18 protein-coding genes and 1 tRNA gene are annotated in these 17,905 nt (G+C 39.8%); 12 read left to right on the top strand and 7 right to left on the bottom strand.

The features are described 5' to 3' along the window. The first annotated feature begins 369 nt into the window (after window positions 1-369). A tRNA-Thr gene (locus AB5123_RS12270) sits at window positions 370-445 on the top strand. Between the two features lie 138 nt (window positions 446-583). On the opposite strand, the gene AB5123_RS12265 is transcribed toward AB5123_RS12270, so the two are convergent. The 7 genes from AB5123_RS12265 to AB5123_RS12235 all read right to left on the bottom strand — a co-directional run bounded on the left by AB5123_RS12265 (window position 584) and on the right by AB5123_RS12235 (window position 8,714). Beyond that, window positions 584-1,519, bottom strand: coding sequence for a DUF1848 domain-containing protein (locus AB5123_RS12265; RefSeq protein WP_041337432.1), 936 nt, complete (start codon window positions 1,517-1,519; stop codon window positions 584-586). Beyond that, on the bottom strand, window positions 1,516-2,430 hold the full coding sequence (locus AB5123_RS12260; protein ID WP_041337433.1) for a hypothetical protein: 915 nt from the start codon (window positions 2,428-2,430) through the stop codon (window positions 1,516-1,518). The genes AB5123_RS12265 and AB5123_RS12260 overlap by 4 nt, the downstream gene beginning before the upstream one ends. Before the next feature lie 37 nt (window positions 2,431-2,467). Continuing rightward, window positions 2,468-3,577 (bottom strand): restriction endonuclease subunit S, encoded by a 1,110-nt coding sequence (locus AB5123_RS12255; protein WP_207734635.1) that lies wholly within the window; start codon window positions 3,575-3,577, stop codon window positions 2,468-2,470. 20 nt (window positions 3,578-3,597) lie between these two features. Continuing rightward, window positions 3,598-5,460 (bottom strand): class I SAM-dependent DNA methyltransferase, encoded by a 1,863-nt coding sequence (locus tag AB5123_RS12250; protein WP_368364883.1) that lies wholly within the window; start codon window positions 5,458-5,460, stop codon window positions 3,598-3,600. A gap of 895 nt (window positions 5,461-6,355) precedes the next feature. Continuing rightward, window positions 6,356-6,673 (bottom strand): RNA polymerase sigma factor, encoded by a 318-nt coding sequence (locus tag AB5123_RS12245; protein ID WP_041337436.1) that lies wholly within the window; start codon window positions 6,671-6,673, stop codon window positions 6,356-6,358. Between the two features lie 105 nt (window positions 6,674-6,778). Then, a complete protein-coding gene (locus AB5123_RS12240; protein WP_022126658.1) occupies window positions 6,779-7,594 on the bottom strand; it encodes a sigma-70 family RNA polymerase sigma factor in 816 nt (271 codons plus the stop codon). Further along, complete coding sequence (locus AB5123_RS12235) at window positions 7,584-8,714, bottom strand: DUF6076 domain-containing protein (protein ID WP_041337437.1); 1,131 nt, start codon at window positions 8,712-8,714, stop codon at window positions 7,584-7,586. Before AB5123_RS12235 ends, AB5123_RS12240 begins: the two co-directional genes overlap by 11 nt. Window positions 8,715-8,960: 246 nt before the next feature. On the opposite strand from AB5123_RS12235, the gene AB5123_RS12230 reads away from it, so the two are divergent. From AB5123_RS12230 to AB5123_RS12180, 11 genes are all read left to right on the top strand, one after another. Continuing rightward, on the top strand, window positions 8,961-10,253 hold the full coding sequence (locus AB5123_RS12230; protein ID WP_041337438.1) for an AAA family ATPase: 1,293 nt from the start codon (window positions 8,961-8,963) through the stop codon (window positions 10,251-10,253). A gap of 554 nt (window positions 10,254-10,807) precedes the next feature. After that, the gene (locus tag AB5123_RS12225) at window positions 10,808-11,077 is read left to right on the top strand and encodes a hypothetical protein (protein WP_041337439.1); all 270 of its coding nucleotides are present in this window, start codon (window positions 10,808-10,810) and stop codon (window positions 11,075-11,077) included. Between the two features lie 146 nt (window positions 11,078-11,223). After that, on the top strand, window positions 11,224-12,861 hold the full coding sequence (locus AB5123_RS12220) for a recombinase family protein (protein WP_041337440.1): 1,638 nt from the start codon (window positions 11,224-11,226) through the stop codon (window positions 12,859-12,861). Window positions 12,862-13,332: 471 nt separating this feature from the next. Continuing rightward, a complete protein-coding gene (locus tag AB5123_RS12215; protein ID WP_051706988.1) occupies window positions 13,333-14,151 on the top strand; it encodes a DUF6329 domain-containing protein in 819 nt (272 codons plus the stop codon). 8 nt (window positions 14,152-14,159) lie between these two features. Beyond that, on the top strand, window positions 14,160-14,426 hold the full coding sequence (locus tag AB5123_RS12210; protein WP_286961805.1) for a DUF4314 domain-containing protein: 267 nt from the start codon (window positions 14,160-14,162) through the stop codon (window positions 14,424-14,426). A gap of 53 nt (window positions 14,427-14,479) precedes the next feature. Continuing rightward, complete coding sequence (gene dcm / locus AB5123_RS12205; protein ID WP_286961804.1) at window positions 14,480-15,769, top strand: DNA (cytosine-5-)-methyltransferase; 1,290 nt, start codon at window positions 14,480-14,482, stop codon at window positions 15,767-15,769. Continuing rightward, a complete protein-coding gene (locus tag AB5123_RS12200; protein WP_347152292.1) occupies window positions 15,738-16,508 on the top strand; it encodes a phage antirepressor KilAC domain-containing protein in 771 nt (256 codons plus the stop codon). Before dcm ends, AB5123_RS12200 begins: the two co-directional genes overlap by 32 nt. Continuing rightward, window positions 16,508-16,750, top strand: coding sequence for a hypothetical protein (locus AB5123_RS12195; protein WP_195249935.1), 243 nt, complete (start codon window positions 16,508-16,510; stop codon window positions 16,748-16,750). The genes AB5123_RS12200 and AB5123_RS12195 overlap by 1 nt, the downstream gene beginning before the upstream one ends. Next, the gene (locus AB5123_RS12190; RefSeq protein WP_195249936.1) at window positions 16,751-16,891 is read left to right on the top strand and encodes a hypothetical protein; all 141 of its coding nucleotides are present in this window, start codon (window positions 16,751-16,753) and stop codon (window positions 16,889-16,891) included. Continuing rightward, a complete protein-coding gene (locus tag AB5123_RS12185; protein ID WP_038671814.1) occupies window positions 16,872-17,069 on the top strand; it encodes a hypothetical protein in 198 nt (65 codons plus the stop codon). Before AB5123_RS12190 ends, AB5123_RS12185 begins: the two co-directional genes overlap by 20 nt. Window positions 17,070-17,194: 125 nt before the next feature. Continuing rightward, window positions 17,195-17,905: DNA adenine methylase (locus AB5123_RS12180; RefSeq protein ID WP_368364884.1), on the top strand; the 711-nt coding region annotated here is incomplete at its 3' end.

Here is a 17,905-nt window from a genome sequence, read left to right as displayed (position 1 = left end):
CTTTATTTTATCAGATTTTTGCCTATCTCTCTTTTCTTTTTTCTTAATTTTGTCCAATATCTATTGTAGCACTACAAAAAGCTTTGAAAAAAATCTTGAATTGATGTTGACAAATGTGTGGTTTTGGTGTATAATACTTAGGTCTGATGTGCTGATATGGCTCAGTTGGTAGAGCAGCTCATTTGCTGAGCAAGCGACCGCTGCCAGAGGCAGATGAAGGGAGCTTGCGAAGGGAAGAAATAAGGAGAATTGCGACAGCGACAGCCGAGCAAGGCGACTATATTTCTGACCGTATATGAGCAGGTCGTGGGTTGTTGATAAAGCGACACGGCGGCGGATCAAATAAGCTAACAGAAAAATTTAATATATGCTGGAATAGCTCAGTTGGTAGAGCAGCTCATTCGTAATGAGCAGGTCGCGTGTTCAAGTCACGTTTCCAGCTCCATATTGTAATAGTCCGAACACTGGAAAGTGCTCGGACTTTCTTGTTTTTATGCCTGATCTTGAAGTGTTTGTGATGAGGGTAAGATTTAAGCACTGATAACATAAGAAAGCCATACCGCAACTGCAGTATGGCTCTTTATCAAAACAGCTGAAGCTGTCCATCGATATTTGATTTTACATTACGTATATTCACTTTATCATCATCTTCGATTTTGCCAGAGATGAGTGGGGATAACGGATTGTGTTTCTCATGATTTTTGCGTGCCATTTCGCCGTTGAAATTTGCATAGCAGTACATACAACCGTTTTCACATGTGTTATACATACCTATATCAATACTCTCAATGCAGCCGCAAACGCCCCTTTGATTTTTATCTTTCCCTATCTTAAGCTGATAATTACCTATCCTTTCAAGGCGTTGTTTATCAATGCAGCAGGCATGTTCGACATTTAAAGATGAAAGGTCATATTCTTCAGCGCAAGTATCAATATATATTCCATTATCTTTTGCAACTGTCGAAAAAAAGTCCATTAAGTCAATGACCTCATCATTTAAAGGTATATGAATGTTCAGAGGCTGAATATTTCTTTCTGTGTTTTTATATAGGTCTATGAAGCTTACTGTGCATTTTTCCGTATAATTGCTTAAGGATTCACATAACTTTTTAAAGTATTTTTTGTGATATTCTATTGTATAGTGTTCATTTATCAATATCGGGTCGTATCTCCATACAATGCGCTCTTTTCCTATTATCGATGAAAGCTTTTTAAAAGTTGGTATAATCACATCATTTTTGGACGGTATATTTTTTTCTACATCTTTTCCATAAGAATTAAGGGTGAATTGAAAATAATATGTGTATTTATCAAGTTCGTGTATTCTTTCAAGCATAGGTGTAGGATTTTTTGTCCAGAATACTATACCGTCAACAACGTCAGGTGACAGACTTATTTGGCTTATCTGGTGTATATTCATTGGATTCCTTACACAAACATAGCCTTCTTTTAATCTGTTAAACATCCAATCGGAGTAAAATGAAGGAATGTCTGTTCTTCTGCTTGCACTTATAATCATTTATTCACCTTCTTTATTATCATTTGAGCGCTGGCACAAGTATTAAATGGTGAAAACTTCTTCAGATTCGTTAGATTAAAAAGATTTTGATTGTCAGGTAATTCTTCACCGTATGTATATCCTCTTGGATAGTATTCACTGGTAGCATTATCATTGCAAAAGTGAGTTTTTGAATATTGTGAATTATTTAACTTGCTTAATAAAGTATCAAAATGATCTCTTCCGCCGCCATATCCGCATCCTAAGTTAATATCATTTAGAATTACATATGTGTTTTGTAAAACTTTGGCATTGTAGTATTCTGCGAATGTATCTATAGAGTGTTTGATATCATTTGCAGTCGTATGTTTTTGAATATCTGAAAATACATACTGAAAAACGATAAGATTTGGGACCCATTTTCCGTTTGCAATTTCATCAATCAGAATACATGCGTCTTTATAGTAAAAATGTATATCTATATTGTCTTTTTTAAGTTTATTAATATCTTGATGGATATTTGCCCAAACATCTTTGCTGTAATCTACACCACGATACTTAATGCTATTAAACGATATTAGCTTTTTTTCTTTAAGAGCATCTAAAGCAAACAAATCTGTACAAGGACCGCAACCAAAAGATAAAACTTTTAATTCGTCAACATTTTGTATGCCTGAACATCTTTGAATTGCATACATTAACTCTGATGTATACCTACAAGAGTACTTGCAGGTATAAAAATCAGCCATATGAACACAATCATATTTTCTTTCGGGGGCATTTTGAGGGGCATGTTTGGGATTATGTAAGTAATCCAGACATTTTTCGCAGTCGTGCGGACAATATTCTCCATATGAACAATCTTCGCATTGTTCGCATTCCGGTTTCTCATAGCGATTTATGCATTTTTCAAGGATTTCATAAATCAACATACTATTTCCCTCCTACTTATATTTATATATTTGCCGCTTAATTATCTGATACAATCTTTTTTGTTGCCGCAATTTTCTTGTCGGAATACAAAACAACGTCCTTGATAACAAGCTTATGTACTGATGAAATAAGCAATTCCATAGTCTCAAAATCAGGTGTCCCATTTTTCACAGGAAGCTGAATGAATAATTCATCTGCATCCTTGGCATAGAAGTTCTTCCCATAATTAAATTGACCGTTATGTGAAGATTTATGTATCGCTGTTGTCACAAATATAGAAGCATACTTAGGCAGCTTTTCTGTGTGAACAACTGCAATATGGTCATCTGCACCGTATTTGTAATTCCGATACTTTGCTGAGCCGAACATATCAATGGTGGTAGTATTCTTTTCAAAAACTTCAACATCATTACTGATGTAAGCAGAAATGCCCTCATCAGCTTCACCGGCTGTAACAAACGGTAAAGTACCACTTATTCTATCTGCACCTTTTAATCTCTTGCCACGTGTAGATTGACCGAACAAATCTTTAAGATTAAACGAACTCCATTCAAGCATTTCAAATTTTTGAAGAGCGTCCAGCTCTTCGTCCGACAATTCATAATTGTCGTATCCGCTTACTTTTAAGTAAGCGGATAGCTCCGCTACTCGCTCCGCCTCCAGCTCCGCTATAAAGGACTCCATAAAATCAAAATCGATTTTGCCGTTTTTGGTGGGGAGTTTAATTTTGTCATTTTTTATTCTTTCCCAACCAGCTTTATTAGTCCATTCATAATTACCATAAATTGTTTTATGTATTGAGCTTGTTAAAAAGATATAACTGTTATCCGACAATTTTTCATCTGTGTATATCCATTTAATAGCATATGCGTCCTGCAATACTGTAAACTCTTTACTTTGATAAAATGTTGCACCTGTATTTGCACCATTAGCAGAAATAGAAATAACATTTTTCAAAATAGTGGCATTATCTCTTGGAACATAATTATTAAGACCTTGGTTTTGGATTCCTGCTGTTAAAGCAGGAAGAACACACTCGTTTGTAGGAATATTTGGCAATTCCGAAGTTTTGTATTTTAAAGAGTTTACTGAAATTTTTTCAAACAAATCCCCAAGCCTATACTCGCCCCACTCAACATTGCTCAGCTTTTCATTGAGTGAGGCATTTATTTTCCCAGGCGTTCGTTCTCGTTATCCTGATTTTTAAGCAATGTTGATACTTCCCAGGCAAGATAGTCGCTTACTGTTTTCTTGAAATCTTCAAGCGTAGGCTTTGTATCAATCGGTGATGTCTGGTTCCAGTCTGCACCGTTTTCAGGGTCTATTGTTCCCTCGTAGTATTCTTTTTCAGTGAAAATATTGAGCTTTGATTTTCCATATCGAACAAGGTCAACAACTTCCTGATATCTGCCCTTGGCGTTGTCTGTATCAAATAAATTGCAGCTTGCTTTTTTACGATTGCTGCGTGTATAACCATCGTTGGAAAAATCAATGAATTTTACAACATCGTCCTTCTGATGAGCTTCGCCAACACGGAAAACGTATACATTTGTCTGAACGCTTGATTTTCCGACAAATAAATCTATGGGCATTTTTATACTTGCAAGAAGTGTGCTGTGTTTCAGTATTTTCTTGTTATATCCGCTTGCTTTTCCCGAACCTGCGGAGTTCTGAATAATAATAGCAGCATATCCTTTTTCCATCATTGATAAAGCTTTTTCAACGAATACCATACCATTTCCGGGCGCTGAATATGGTGGATTAAGAACAAATGCGTTTGCCGGGAACTTATCATTGGTGTTGCCAAAGCCGTAATTACCGTTAAAGTCTTTTAATGAGTCTTTATTCAAGATATTAGAGCTGCCATCACCCATCATAATCATATTAAGTATGGCAAGCATATAAACGCTCGAAAGAATTTCCAGACCAAGAAGCTGAGTTGCTTTTATTTGGGCGGATTTTATTGCCAACTGTTCGGGAGATTTAATTTTGTCCTTCGCATCAATGAGCATTTCGTTCATAGCAGCAACAAGAAGACCTGCCGAGCCTGTTGCAAAGTCCCATACATACGAATCCTTGTTTACCCTTGCAAGCTTAACAAGCAGAGTTGCGACATAGGAGGGAGTAAGAACTACATCGTTGAGCTTGTCCTGTGTAAACCCAAGCCAGCCGTACATTTCATTGAACAGCTTGCCGGTAAAGTCTGTTGTGAGTCCTATTTTATAGTAAATACCGAGGTCATCAACTATTTTTGTGAAAACACGCTTCAGCTGGGTTTCTCCGTTTTCAACCTTGTTGATATTGTCGGTAGTAAGTGTATTCTGAAGTGTTCTTACAATTAAATCTCTTTTATCTTCGGGAAGCTTTTTGGCAGCAAGAAAAGCTTTGATTTTCCGCACCATAATATCGCCGTCGGTATTGTCTTTTTCATCGGAAGAAATCAAATCAGATTTTTTCAAAGGGTATACATTGTGCTCGACATCGCCGAGCGTTGCCATAATAGAGGCGGCAACAAGATATACTCTGTCGTTTTCACCAAGCCCCTTTTCGTTTTGATAGATATCATTATTCAGCTTTACAAGGCTTGCATCTATTTCACGCTCACGGCGTTCCTTTAATTTTTCTATTTCTTCCTGCGTAAGAGACAGAAGTCCTACTTTTTCTATAAAAGCATCGAAGTTTTCCTTTTTAAGAAAAGAAAGGTCGGTATAGTCATCAACTTTCTGACCAACACCGAAATTGCTTTTTGAAACATAATACACTCCGATAGAATGTTCAAGTTTTCCGCTATCGTTTTTAAAGCCGGTAACTCCGATAGCGATTACATCGGTATAGCCTGTATAATGAAGTATAGCGTTTGCATAGTGAACAGCTCCATTCACTGCATAAGAGTTTATATTCTTATAGTCAGGTTCGTTTTTGGAATTCTTGTTTGCAACATTTTTTTCACTATCAAGCTTAATAAGCTTATCTTTATAGCCCTTATATTCAATAAGGATAGGATAGTACTTACCATCACTGCTACGCAATAACAGCTTTGCATCAGGTCTGTTACCGCCTTTGCCACCGCTTTTTGAAAAAAGCCCTTGAAAGCCTGGTCTATTTCAGTGTTTAACGACTCCTGCTCCAATTTATAATCAAGCTTATATGATTTAAGCCAACCATTTACTAAATCAGCAATATTGGGTTCAACCGACTGAACTTTTATTTTAGCCATTTTGAATTCTCCTTATCAGTTTTTTATGATGACAATTGAGTTATCTTCACCCGCCCACCCCGTAGGAGATAACTCAATCGGTGATAGTGCCGAATATGTATAACTTTTCATTATTTATTATACCACAACGTTTGTCAAAATTCAATGGGAATTTCCATATTTCTGCTAAATAAGCATAAATTTATCCGTCTGAAAACGCTCAGGCGGATTTTTTATGAGCCGTTATGTGAAAATTTGATGAAAATTTGCTTAAACAGTGAACCACCCGTCCATTTTTTCGGCGTATAAAAGTGAGTGGTGATTTTCGGTGTTATTGCAATTGTGAAAGTTTGATGAAAATTCACGGGAAAAGGTGGTCACCTGCCCGATTTTTTACTGTATATAGTAGAAGGTGTTTTTCAAACAGACGCAGAGGTGCGTAACGGAATGTTATTTTGATAAAAATTCAGGACAAAAGGTTAGCACCTGCCAGATTTTTTGGCGTATAAAAGTGAGGGGAATTTTCATCGCAACTGAAATTGTGAAAGTTTGATGAAAATTCAAGAGAAAAGATGGTCACCTGCCCGAATTTTTACTGTATATAGTAGATGGCGTTTTTTATGTAGGCTCAAAGAGACGTGACAAAATGGTATTAATGTAAAATGTGACATTTTGGGTTTACCCCGTCATTTTTATTCGTCTTGAATAGTAGAGGTTGTAATTTTATTTCAAATCTTCTGTGAAACAAGGTGTAAATTTGCCTTAAAAATGGCAGTGAGTAGAGGTTGAAACAGAAAAATTGAGATTTTTAACGATAACATAATGACAATATAATAGTCCAATTTGTGAGATTCTAAATTTTTAATTTTTTGAAAACTTTTTGCGAGACTAAAAAAAGTCTCCGAACAAGCTTCTTCGGCTAACGTTTTATTTTTCAAAATATTAAACGCAATCGCATAAGCCTTAGACCTATTTTGATTATATAAATCCTCAAATGATTTCTTATCGTCTTCGTTATCAATTAAGGTTAAGTATATTGCAAGCATAATGCCCCCCATTTATTTTTGTTTATCATTTTCATACAGCAAAACCAAAAACTCCGCCAACGCCCGTAATTTCGCCTTAAACTCGTCAGATATTTCAACGGATTCCTATGCTGTCCTACCCTCCAAGGCATCCTTAACCGCCCGGTTACACAACCGCCACCATTTCAGCTTACTCCCGTTATGGTATTCCTTGCGAAGAATCTCTGTTGCAGAATTAACAGCCTTGTTTACAGCGTTTCTGGTGATCAGCATATAGTCCGCAATGTCGTTAACGGAGGTCTCTTCATACCCGAATGCACCATATTTTCTGCCGAGAATTTCTCTGTCCCTGGCTGATAAGTTTTCAAACAATTCCTTGAAAAGCTCAAGGCTAACTTCAATGTAAACCTTGTTATCGGGGTGCAGATCGTTAACGACAAGCCCAGGATTTTCAATGTACTCAATTCCGTTCTCTGTTTCCGCCCGTATCATCAGCGTTTCCGTTTTAAAAGAGAATGACAGACAGCTTTGAACGGTTTTCCTGTCCATGCCAAGCTCCTTGGATATATCCGAATTTGACATACCTTCATTATGCAGCTTGCGGCATCTTTGTATTTTTGAGAAATCGGAATGTGAAAGTCCTGCCGGAGAACTGAAATTTTCAATAAACTCCTGCATTGCATATCGAAGTTGGGGAGTAAGATATGTCAGTAGACTGCCCTTTCTTGCGTCATATTTTTTTGCTTTCAGCTTTTCAAAGAACGTCAAACTGCCAACCTGAACAAGGTCTTCAAAGGTATCGCTGAAACGCAAATAATTTTTGTAGTCTTTTGCGACCGCAGCAGCAACGCTCTGTATGAACCCGACATTCTGCTCGTACAGATCATATAAAGCTTGCATATTACCGTCATAATATTTCGATATCAGTTCCTCATTTGTCATTCTTAACCGCCTTTGGTCTGCCTCTCTTCGGAACGTCAAAACCGCATAATTTGTAAAGATTTTCAGACTGCATTTGCTGTTCAAATTCCTCATTGCTGAATTCGGGAGAGGTCATTGCTCTATGGTACAGTTCTTCTGCTTGTCGCAGAAGAACAGATTTTTGTTTTTCATCAATAACTTTTCTCTGATAGCTTCGCATAACCCTGTTAAGACAGCGCCGATATGACTGATATTTCGGATTATCCGCATTTTCTTCCTTAATTCTGACCGTTCTGTAAGCCATCTGATTACAGGTAAACCTCGGATTTTCAGGCGCAGCCTTGTCGCAGTATCTTGTTTTGTAGCCTTTGGTCATAAGAAAGAATCGTCCGCAATGTTCACATCTGCGTATATGATGTCCTGCCATAAGACCTTTTAGAAAATCGACCTTTAAAAAGCTCTGCAATCTATCAACATGGTAGTATTCCGCAATTACATACTCTCCGCAGCCATCGGTTATTTCTTTGGGGATCATATTCATTTCAAGAAAATCAGCGCTTGTATACGACATATATTCATTCATGATAGGATTTGCAATCATCTTGTACGCCATAGGATTTGTAAGAAAGTCATAGTAAGCGGCGGCAAAATTTTCGGGATCAAGCTTTTTAAGATGTGACAGAAAATCGTTCACAAAGTAATACATAGTCTTATTGAAATTAAAAATATCATCGATCACAGGCTTGTAAAGACTTGCGGTCTTGTAATAAAGCTCCCAGTTTTCGGAATTCATAATTGTGCCGTCCATATCAGTAAATCCTTTGAAAAATTCGACAGCATTCTGAGTATCAAGAACCTGAAATATTTTATGTTTTTTCAAAGCCGTATCTATTTCGACCATCATGCTGTTCAGCCTGCCCCACTCCTTTTTTAAGGGCGGTATATATTCAACGGAATTATCCTTTTCAGCATTGATTTCATGGTTCATTATGTATTCCGCCGATCTATACTTATCATATATCTCTTCGAATTCGGAAGGAGGTATATTCATACATGATGCCGAAAGCTCGCCCAATAAAAAGTCCTGACCGTTGACCTCAATCATATTTCCTTTGACATAAAAACAAATATCGTTAAACATAATTACACCTCAAGGCTGTCGTTTTTACAGTTTCCAAATTAAGTATATCATATTTTGCCGCAATATGCAACTGAAAATGTCGTGTTGAATAAAAAAATAATGTTATGTGATTTTATTCATTTTCTGAATTTCCGCATATAATAATATCAGAGGGTAAAAAACGCACCGCAGAAAACTAAATCTGCGGCGTTTTTTGTTTGCAGAACCGAGGTCAGCGGCTTTGCATATCAAAAGGAGGTCGATAAAATGAAAGAATTAAAAATGTACAGCAGCGAGTATATTATGAATACTCCGATGAAACCGATCGAATATTGTGTTGACGGTTTGATCTCGCAAGGATTGTTCGTCCTCGCAGGAGCACCGAAAGTCGGTAAATCGTGGCTGGCTCTCGATATGTGCCTGTCCATTGCAAAAGGAGAAAAGGTGCTTGGAAAAGAAACGTTATGCGGTCATGCGGTATATCTTGGCTTAGAGGATAGCCTGATACGTCTGCAAAACAGGTTGTATGAACTGACAGACGAGCCGTCCGACAATCTTCACTTTGCAATTATGGCGGAATCAATGTCAAACGGTCTGCCTGAACAAATTGAATACTGCAGGAAGCGGTTTGACGATTTGAAAATTGTTGTGATAGATACATTACAAAAGGTGCGTAACGAATCGGAGTCAGGCTACAGTTCTGATTACAAAGAGTTGTCTGTGTTGAAATCTCTTGCAGATAAGCTTGGCGTAGCTATTGTTCTGGTTCATCACACACGAAAGTGTTCTGACAGCGACCCATTTAATATGATTTCGGGCAGTACAGGTTTGAGCGGTTGCGTTGACGGAAGTATGGTTCTGATTGAAAGTAAACGTGGAAGTCGTACAGCAAAGCTTCATTGTGTAGGTCGAGATATTGAAAATCAAGAGATCAATGTTGTGTTTGAAAGCAGCAGATGGAAAGTGTCTGATGAGATTAAAAATATCGAACCCGACTATTTTTCATTTGCTGTTCATGACTTTATGGTAACTCAGAAAACGTTCAAAGGCTCTGCTACTGAACTTGCTGAAAAGTTATCTGCTCTGCTGGACAAAGAAGTGTTTTCAAATCGTGTCAAAAAAGATTTAATTCAGCACGCTTATGAATTGCTGAATTACGGAGTGACGTTTGAATCCAAACGCAGCAACGGACAGCGAATAATTATTCTGAATTACGATATGAAAAGTGACAGCAGTGACGGCAGAAATCTTATGCCGGAGGTGTGTGAAAACGCTGACCCTGCTGTCACTTGCGGTAACAGTGAAATGCTTGAAAAGCCTTTAAATACGTTGCTTGCGATTGATGAGTACGAAGTTGAGGCAGAAAAATCCGCTGTCACTGTTTGTGATTCTGCCGACCCTGTTGATGACGTTACTGACCCTGCCGCTAATGAAGTTTATGAAATCGAGTTAATGAGCCTTGATGAAGTACTGCATATGTCTGCTAATAAAATAAGAAGTCAGCTTGCGAATAAGGGGATTGAAATTCCGCCGTTTGAAACGCAAAGAAAGGCAACGTAAGCCGATTTGCGTGGCTTGAATTTTTGTCGGGTAAGTCTAGCAGAAACAGCTTAAAAGCCGACACAGGCGATTTGTTAGCCGCTGTGGGCGATATGTGTGAGAGGTTTTAATTCTGATAATAAAAAGGCAGTTGTTAATCTGCACAAATACCAGATATGCAGCAGTTAAAGCAAAGTAAAATATTTCATTGCAAGTTAAAGTTTCGGGGTCGTAGCCCCCTAAACGTTCACAGCGGACGAGCAAAGCTCGCTGCAAAAATGCCGAAAACACGCAGTTTCAGCAAAATGATTGTGCATAATTTTTATGGGGTCATAAATTTGAGCTTTGAATGATTGAGGGGTCGTAAGTGCAGAAGACTGCACAAAATCGGCATATTTTCAGGCGTTGTAATTGGAAAATGTGAATTTACGACAAGAAAAAAGCTGTATATTAAAAAACAGTTAAGATGGTGCGTAACTAATTAGCACCATCAAAATTTAAATATGAAAGGACTGAACTGATTTGTTTATACGAAAATTAACAATCGACGTAATGAAACGGAGCGTGATAAGCGAATGGCAGAAGAAAAGACTAAAAGATACAGCCTTGATAAACCTCTGTGTCAGGACAACACAGAGGTGCAGTCGGCTGAATATACCGATCACTACATCAACGGTGTGACCTATCGTGTGTGGTCTGCATTTGAGGGTAAAACCAATGTAGCTGATAGTCTCAGCAGACTAATGTTTCGCAAACTGGAATCAGGCGAACAGGTCGGAGAGGTAGTCGATGAATTTCAAAAAGGAATAGAGCGTATCAATAACAGCTCCTTAGTAACAATGTAAAATTTCAATAATCGGACTTAGCAACATTCAACAAATATTTTTACAGACAGCGGATTTTACTGGCATTTACAGCATAGTTGTGATATACTTGTGGAGCGGAAGATACCGCAAGGCTTATTAAATCCGCTGCTGAGAAAGGAGTTACTATGAAAAAACAGCAGCATTACAAGGCAGCACTTTATTGCAGACTTTCGGTTGATGACGGAAACTTTGGAGGAAGTGTTTCTATCGAAACTCAGAAAATTCTGCTTGAGCAGTACTGCAAAGATCATAAAATTACAGACTACAAATTCTATTGTGATGACGGTTGCAGCGGAACGAACTTTGACAGACCGTCCTTCAAAAAAATGCTTTCGGACATTGATGAGGGCAAAATCAATCTTGTTATCGTCAAAGACCTTTCTCGGTTTGGACGAAATTATGTCGAGGCAGGTATGTATGTTCAACGGTTTACCGACAGCAATATCCGATTTATTGCGGCGGACGATAACTATGATTCTCTTGTGAACAGCGACGATTTGCTGTTCCCGATAAAGAATGTAGTCAACGAAATGTACGCTCGTGACGTTTCAAAAAAGACCAAAGCGGCGAAAAAAGCTAAGGCGAGGGACGGACAGTTTATCGGATCAAAAGCTCCGTTCGGCTACAAGATAGACCCAAATGACCGTCATCATTTAATCGTGGACGAGCCTGCCGCACAGGTTGTTAAAAGAATTTTCAGACTTGCATCAGAGGGTGTTGGCTACAACAAAATGGCAAAAATATTTAGAGAAGAAAAGGTACTAACTCCCATTGCCTACTTCAACCTCAACAATCCGGATTACTTCAAATCGGATTACTGGCGCAAGGAATTTGACTGGCACGTTACTTCAATCCGCGCGATACTCAACAATGAAGTCTATCTAGGCAAGCTTGTTTACGGCAAGCAGAGAAACAAATCCATGAAAAGTAAAGAAAAGGTACGCAATCCTAAAGAGGATTGGATCGTGGTTGAAAACTGCCACGAGCCTATCATTACGCAGGAACTGTGGGATACGGTACACAAAATTCTGAATGCCAAGCACCGTCCTGCAAAGGCGGGAGAGGTTCAGATGTTTGCCGGACTTCTCTACTGTTCGGATTGCGGTCATTGCCTGACTTACTCGCAGAAACAGCGTAAAGACGGCAGTTATCACGGAGCGTACTCCTGTTGGATGTACAAAACTCACGGCAAAGAATACTGCGCTTCGCACTACATTACGTTTGATACAATTTACGAGCTTGTACTGATCGACATTCAGCGTAACTTGTTTCAGTACCGCAAAAATACGGATAAATTCAAGTCGATTTTAAGTCGGAAATATCAGTCTGATTCACAAAAGCAAGCGGAACAAATCACACTCGAATATGAGCAAAAGCAAAAACGCTGTGAGGAACTGGATAAGATTATCAGCCGACTTTATGAGGACAATGTTCTTGGGAGGATAGGCGATGAGAGATATGAGTCTATGTCGCAGAGTTACGAGTTGGAACAGGTGGAAATCAAAAAGGCGTTACCTATTCTCAAATCGAAAATTGACGAGTTGAAAAGACAATCAGATTGTGCGGATAACTTTATTAACGTTATAAAAAAATACACCATAATCGACAAGTTGGATGCCGCAATACTAAATGAGCTGATAGACAAAATTGTTGTTCATCACAAAGAACAAGCTGAGGACGGAAGAACATTTCAGCAGATTGAGATTTATTACAGATTTGTCGGAAAACTCGGCACGGAGAATGAATTATCCAAGGCGGCATAACCGTGCAAATACAGCGGTTACACACGAAAAATCAAAATACGATATGACGTCGCTTTATCGACAGCCCATGGTCGTCGGTTCGAGTCCGACTATCAGCTCCATATTGGTGATACCAAATGGATATTCACCTGAAAAAGCCCGTATTTACGGGCTTTTTTGATGTTTAGAAAGCGGAAAATTTTAGTGTAAAACCGTGGATGCTTTTCACCGGTTTTCACGAAAAAAGGGAGTCGAACCCTACACAACAAAAAATATCGAACATAACGGCAGACTTTGAGCAGATTTCGCTCTGAGCCTGCCGATTTGTTATGAAAAAATAATCACAAAGTTTTAAAGGCTGTTTTGTCTATTGTCACGAATTTAAGTGACGATGATAAAACAGCCTTTTTTCATTTCTAAGGAAAGGTTGTGATACCAATGTGGCAGCTATACTATTAAAAAACAAAAAACTATACGAACGGAGGAATGACAATGAATGAAAAACTTGTGATCAATGCAAATCTGCTCCGCAAAGAGCCAGAGTTCGGTACAAGAGTTTGCGTGGTGGAAAAGGCAGAAGCAGTCACCCATGACAAATTTGAACGCCTGAAAAGGCATCCGATGCAGGACAATGATCTGATCGCTGAAAACACAGACCTTATGTTCTGCGACGTAAATAATCAGTATCATTGCCTGCTCATATACGATGACGATCAGGGCGACGGACTGCTGATCGAATCAGAGGGCGCACCTTATGCACGATATGCTCAGTATATTCCAAATGCAAAACTGCTTTACGAAAATCATATGCAAATGCATTTGCAGGAAATGAAATTTTACTGCCCTCTTGAGATCAGCAGATGGGACGATGATGAATACAATGAAATCTCACCCAATGAGGCTTCTGCTTACGAATCGGAGATAAATTATTTTATCAGCGATTTTAATCTGCCTGAGGAAAAAGAGCGAGGTCTGATGCATTGGTACAATAGAGGAAATTCTGTTGACCAAAAGGTGTTTTCGGCATTTATGTCTGTCGAAGAAAATGACGAAGAACTTGTGGGAGTTGTTACAGCAAGCGTTTACGGTCAGCTTACGAAAGATGAACTTGAAGATCTCCGTGAATATTTTATCGGTCAGCTCAGCGACGGTGCAGGAGAGAGTCTGGAACAAAGACCGATAAAAACTCCTGACGGCGAGATCTATGTCAGCTTTTGGAGTTTTGATGACAGCTGGTCATTGCAAACGACGGAGGAAATGGATCGCACTCAATCCAAAGAGCTGACCGAAGAACCTGAAATGACATTGTGAGGTGATTTATGATGTATTACGAAAAGAAAGTAGAATGGCTGAAAGAACGATATCCCGAAGGAACTCGCATCTGCCTTGACAGAATGAATGATGACCCGTTCCCTGTTGAGTCGGGGACTCTTGGCAGGGTCGATCACGTTGATGACATCGGCACTTTGCATTGTATCTTTGACAACGGAAGAACGCTTGGAGTGCTCCCAGGCGTGGACGATTTTCACGTTATCAGAGAAGAATCGGAACAAACAGAGGGAGAAGAAATGAATATGTCAATGTAACAGTCAAGTTAAGGAAGCTTGGCCGTTTTTTATTGCGGAAAGGAACGTGGTAAATGATAAAATATTTCGATATCTTTGCAGGTATCGGCGGATTTCGCTCAGGGCTTGAAAAAGCAGGCGGATTCAAGTGCGTCGGTTATTGTGAAATAGACAAATATGCAAAGAAAGCATACGAAACGTTGTACGATACAAGAAACGAGGTGTATTACGATGACGCAAGAAAGATCGACCCAAACGAGCTGCCTAATCTCGACCTTATATGCGGAGGATTCCCTTGCCAAAGCTTTTCGATCGCTGGAAAACGAAAAGGATTCAGCGATACCCGAGGAACTCTCTTCTTTGAGATCGCCAGGATTGCCGCCATTAAAAAACCTAAGTATCTGCTCCTTGAAAATGTTCCCGGTTTGCTATCACATGACCAAGGCAGGACATTTGCGACGATCCTCTCTACGCTGGATGAACTGGGGTACGATGTCGCATGGGAAGTGCTTAACAGCGCAGATTTTGAAGTCCCACAATCCAGAAAAAGAGTGTATATTGTCGGATTTCATAGAGAAAAGTGTGCCGGAAAAGTATTGTCTTTCACAAACGCAAATCCAAAAACTCTTGTCAAAAGAATTTCAGGCAGAGAGGGCAACAGAGTATATTCAGCAGACGGACTGAGCATAACCCTTACAAGTCAGGCAGGCGGTTTCGGCGGAAAAACAGGTCTTTATGAGATAATCGGCCTGCCGATAAAATCAAAAACTAAGTCGGGCTATCAGATAGCTCTGCCCGGCGACAGTATCGACCTTGCATATCCAAATATGAATTCAAGGCGAGGACGAGTGGGCAAGGAGATAGCCCATACCCTTACAACAAGCTGTAATCAGGGATATTACGCATTGGGGATAGATATGAATCCTGAGCCGAAGGTCACGGAGCTTGCAAGATGTATTACTGCAAGGCAGGACAGCGGTATCGGTCATCACAAAGGCGAAAAATCCGGAGTGTTCCTCATAACAGACCCGATAGCCGTGCTTGACCCTGCAAAAGCAGAAACAAGACAGCAGGGACGAAGATTTAAACTTCCAAACGAGCCTATGTTTACTTTGACCGTTACTGACAGACACGGAGTTGTGTACTGCGGGTATATCAGAAAGCTTATGCCGTTGGAATGTTGGCGGCTGCAGGGCTTTACAGATGAGCAGTTTGAAAGGGTGAAAGCCACAGGAATGTCCGATGCACAGCTTTACAAACAGGCAGGAAATGCGGTGACAACCAATGTTATTGAGGCTCTGGCAAAGTATATTTTAGACATTGATAAGGAGAATGCGAATGGAACAGATAATCAAAATTTTTGAAAACGAGAAGTTTGGTCGGATCAGGACTATAACTAAAGACGGGGAACCATGGTTTGTGATTGCAGATGTATGCAGAGCTCTTGAAATCAGAAATTCAAGGATGGTTGCAGGTCGTCTGGACAGGGATGAGCTGATGTCAGTTAAACTGACATCAGGTGGTCAGCGGCGTGAAATGACCGTAATTAACGAAAGCGGACTCTATGCGGTTATTATCAGAAGTGATAAGCCGCAAGCACAATCTTTTCGTAAATGGCTGACTTCCGAGGTGATCCCAACTATCAGACGCACAGGGGGTTACGTCAGCAACGAGGAAATGTTCATAGAAAACTACCTCCCGTTTCTCGACGAGCCGTACCGTGACCTGTTCAGACTTCAGATGACGGCTATCGAAAAGCTGAATGAACGTATCCGTCATGATAAACCGCTGGTGGAGTTTGCAAATCAGGTGGCAGGAACAGATGACCTAATCGACATGAACGCAATGGCAAAGCTTGCTGCTGATAAAAATTTCAATATCGGCAGAACAAGGCTGTTTCGCTGGCTCAAAAGAACGGGTGTACTGATGTCAAACAATCTGCCATATCAGAGATATATCGACAGAGGATATTTTGCGGTCAAGGAGTCGGTATTCGAGGTCAATGGTCTGAAAAAGACTTATCGGCAGACATTTGTTACGGGAAAGGGTCAGCTTTTTATCATAAGTCTGCTGAGAAAATATTACGGAAAGGAGATGTCGTGATGTCCAAAAAGCCAAAATGTCCGCTGATAGGTCAGGACGGAAATGTATTTAATCTTATTGGCATAGCCTCAAAAACGCTGAAAAGAAACGGTATGCCGGATAAAGCCAAGGAAATGTGCGAGCGTATCACGTCTTCCGAAAGCTATGTTGAAGCACTGAGCATTATCGACGAATATGTGGAGATCACGTCAATTGATGATGAACAGACAGAAACCGAAGATTTTGAAATGGAGATGATGTAAATGACGTATTTGTTCATTGGAATGATGATAGGTGTTATCATCGGAACAACGATAGGTTCTCTTGCCGCGGCTTTTAAGGCAGCGGAAAAAGAGATCGCACGTCTGGACAAGGAGGTAAGTGATGCACACAAACAGAATTAAAGCTAAAGTGGACTTCAAGTTTTGTCTCGGCAGTATTCCTGCAATGCTGAGAGCCACAAAGCCCGTACTTTCGGAAAGGCAGTACAAGGAATTGTGCAACGAGGTCAATAAAGCCAACGGCTATCTTGAACAGAAACGCATCATATTCAGCTATGTTGACCCGATAATCAAGGGCTGAAAACAGCGTAAAATCTAATATTTATTAAGGTCGTTTTGCCAACAGCAGATCAAAAATCTGGTGCTTGCAAAGCGACTTTTCTGCTGTTGGTTCTAACGGCAGAAAGGAAAAACATGAACAGTTTTATGTCATGGGTAGGGGGAAAGAAAAATCTTCGTGACGAGGTTCTTGCAAGATTTCCGCCTTACTATGAAAGATATATCGAGGTGTTTGGCGGTGCAGGCTGGGTGCTGTTTCACAAGCCGCCCGGTATGGATTTCGAGGTGTACAATGACTTCAATTCAAACCTTGCGAATCTTTACCGCTGCGTTCGTGATAAACCTGCAAAGCTGAAATACAAGCTGAGATATGTGCTTGATTCAAGAGAGGATTTTGAGTATTTAGCTCTACTTCATAAGCGTGGCATTCTGCCTCGACTTTATGATGTTGACAGAGCGGCAAAGTTTTATCAGCTTATACGTTACAGCTATGCAAGCGGTCTTGACAGCTTTGGAAGTCAGCCGCATTCGATGTGGTCGGACTTCCCTATGATCGACCTTGCCGCAAGAAGATTACAGAAAGTAGTTGTTGAGAACAAGGATTTTGAAAGGCTTATCAGGCAGTATGACAGACCCGTCAGCTTTTTTTACTGTGATCCGCCGTATTTTGCGACTGAAAATTACTACAAGGACGTAGGTTTTACTGCAAAAGACCATATCAGACTGCGTGACGCTCTGCTTGACATCAAAGGCAGATTTTTGGTTTCGTATAACGATTGCCCTGAGATCCGTGAGATATGGCATAAACCAAACATTCACATTGAAGAGATAAGTAGGCTGAACAATTTGGCACAGCGG

The sequence above is a fragment of the Ruminococcus sp. RTP21204st1_B2_RTP21204_210225 genome, from assembly GCF_040914135.1.
In the GTDB taxonomy this organism is placed as follows: domain Bacteria; phylum Bacillota; class Clostridia; order Oscillospirales; family Ruminococcaceae; genus Hominimerdicola; species Hominimerdicola aceti.
Note: the sequence above shows the minus strand (reverse complement) of the source record. Positions and strands in the feature narration are given on the sequence as shown.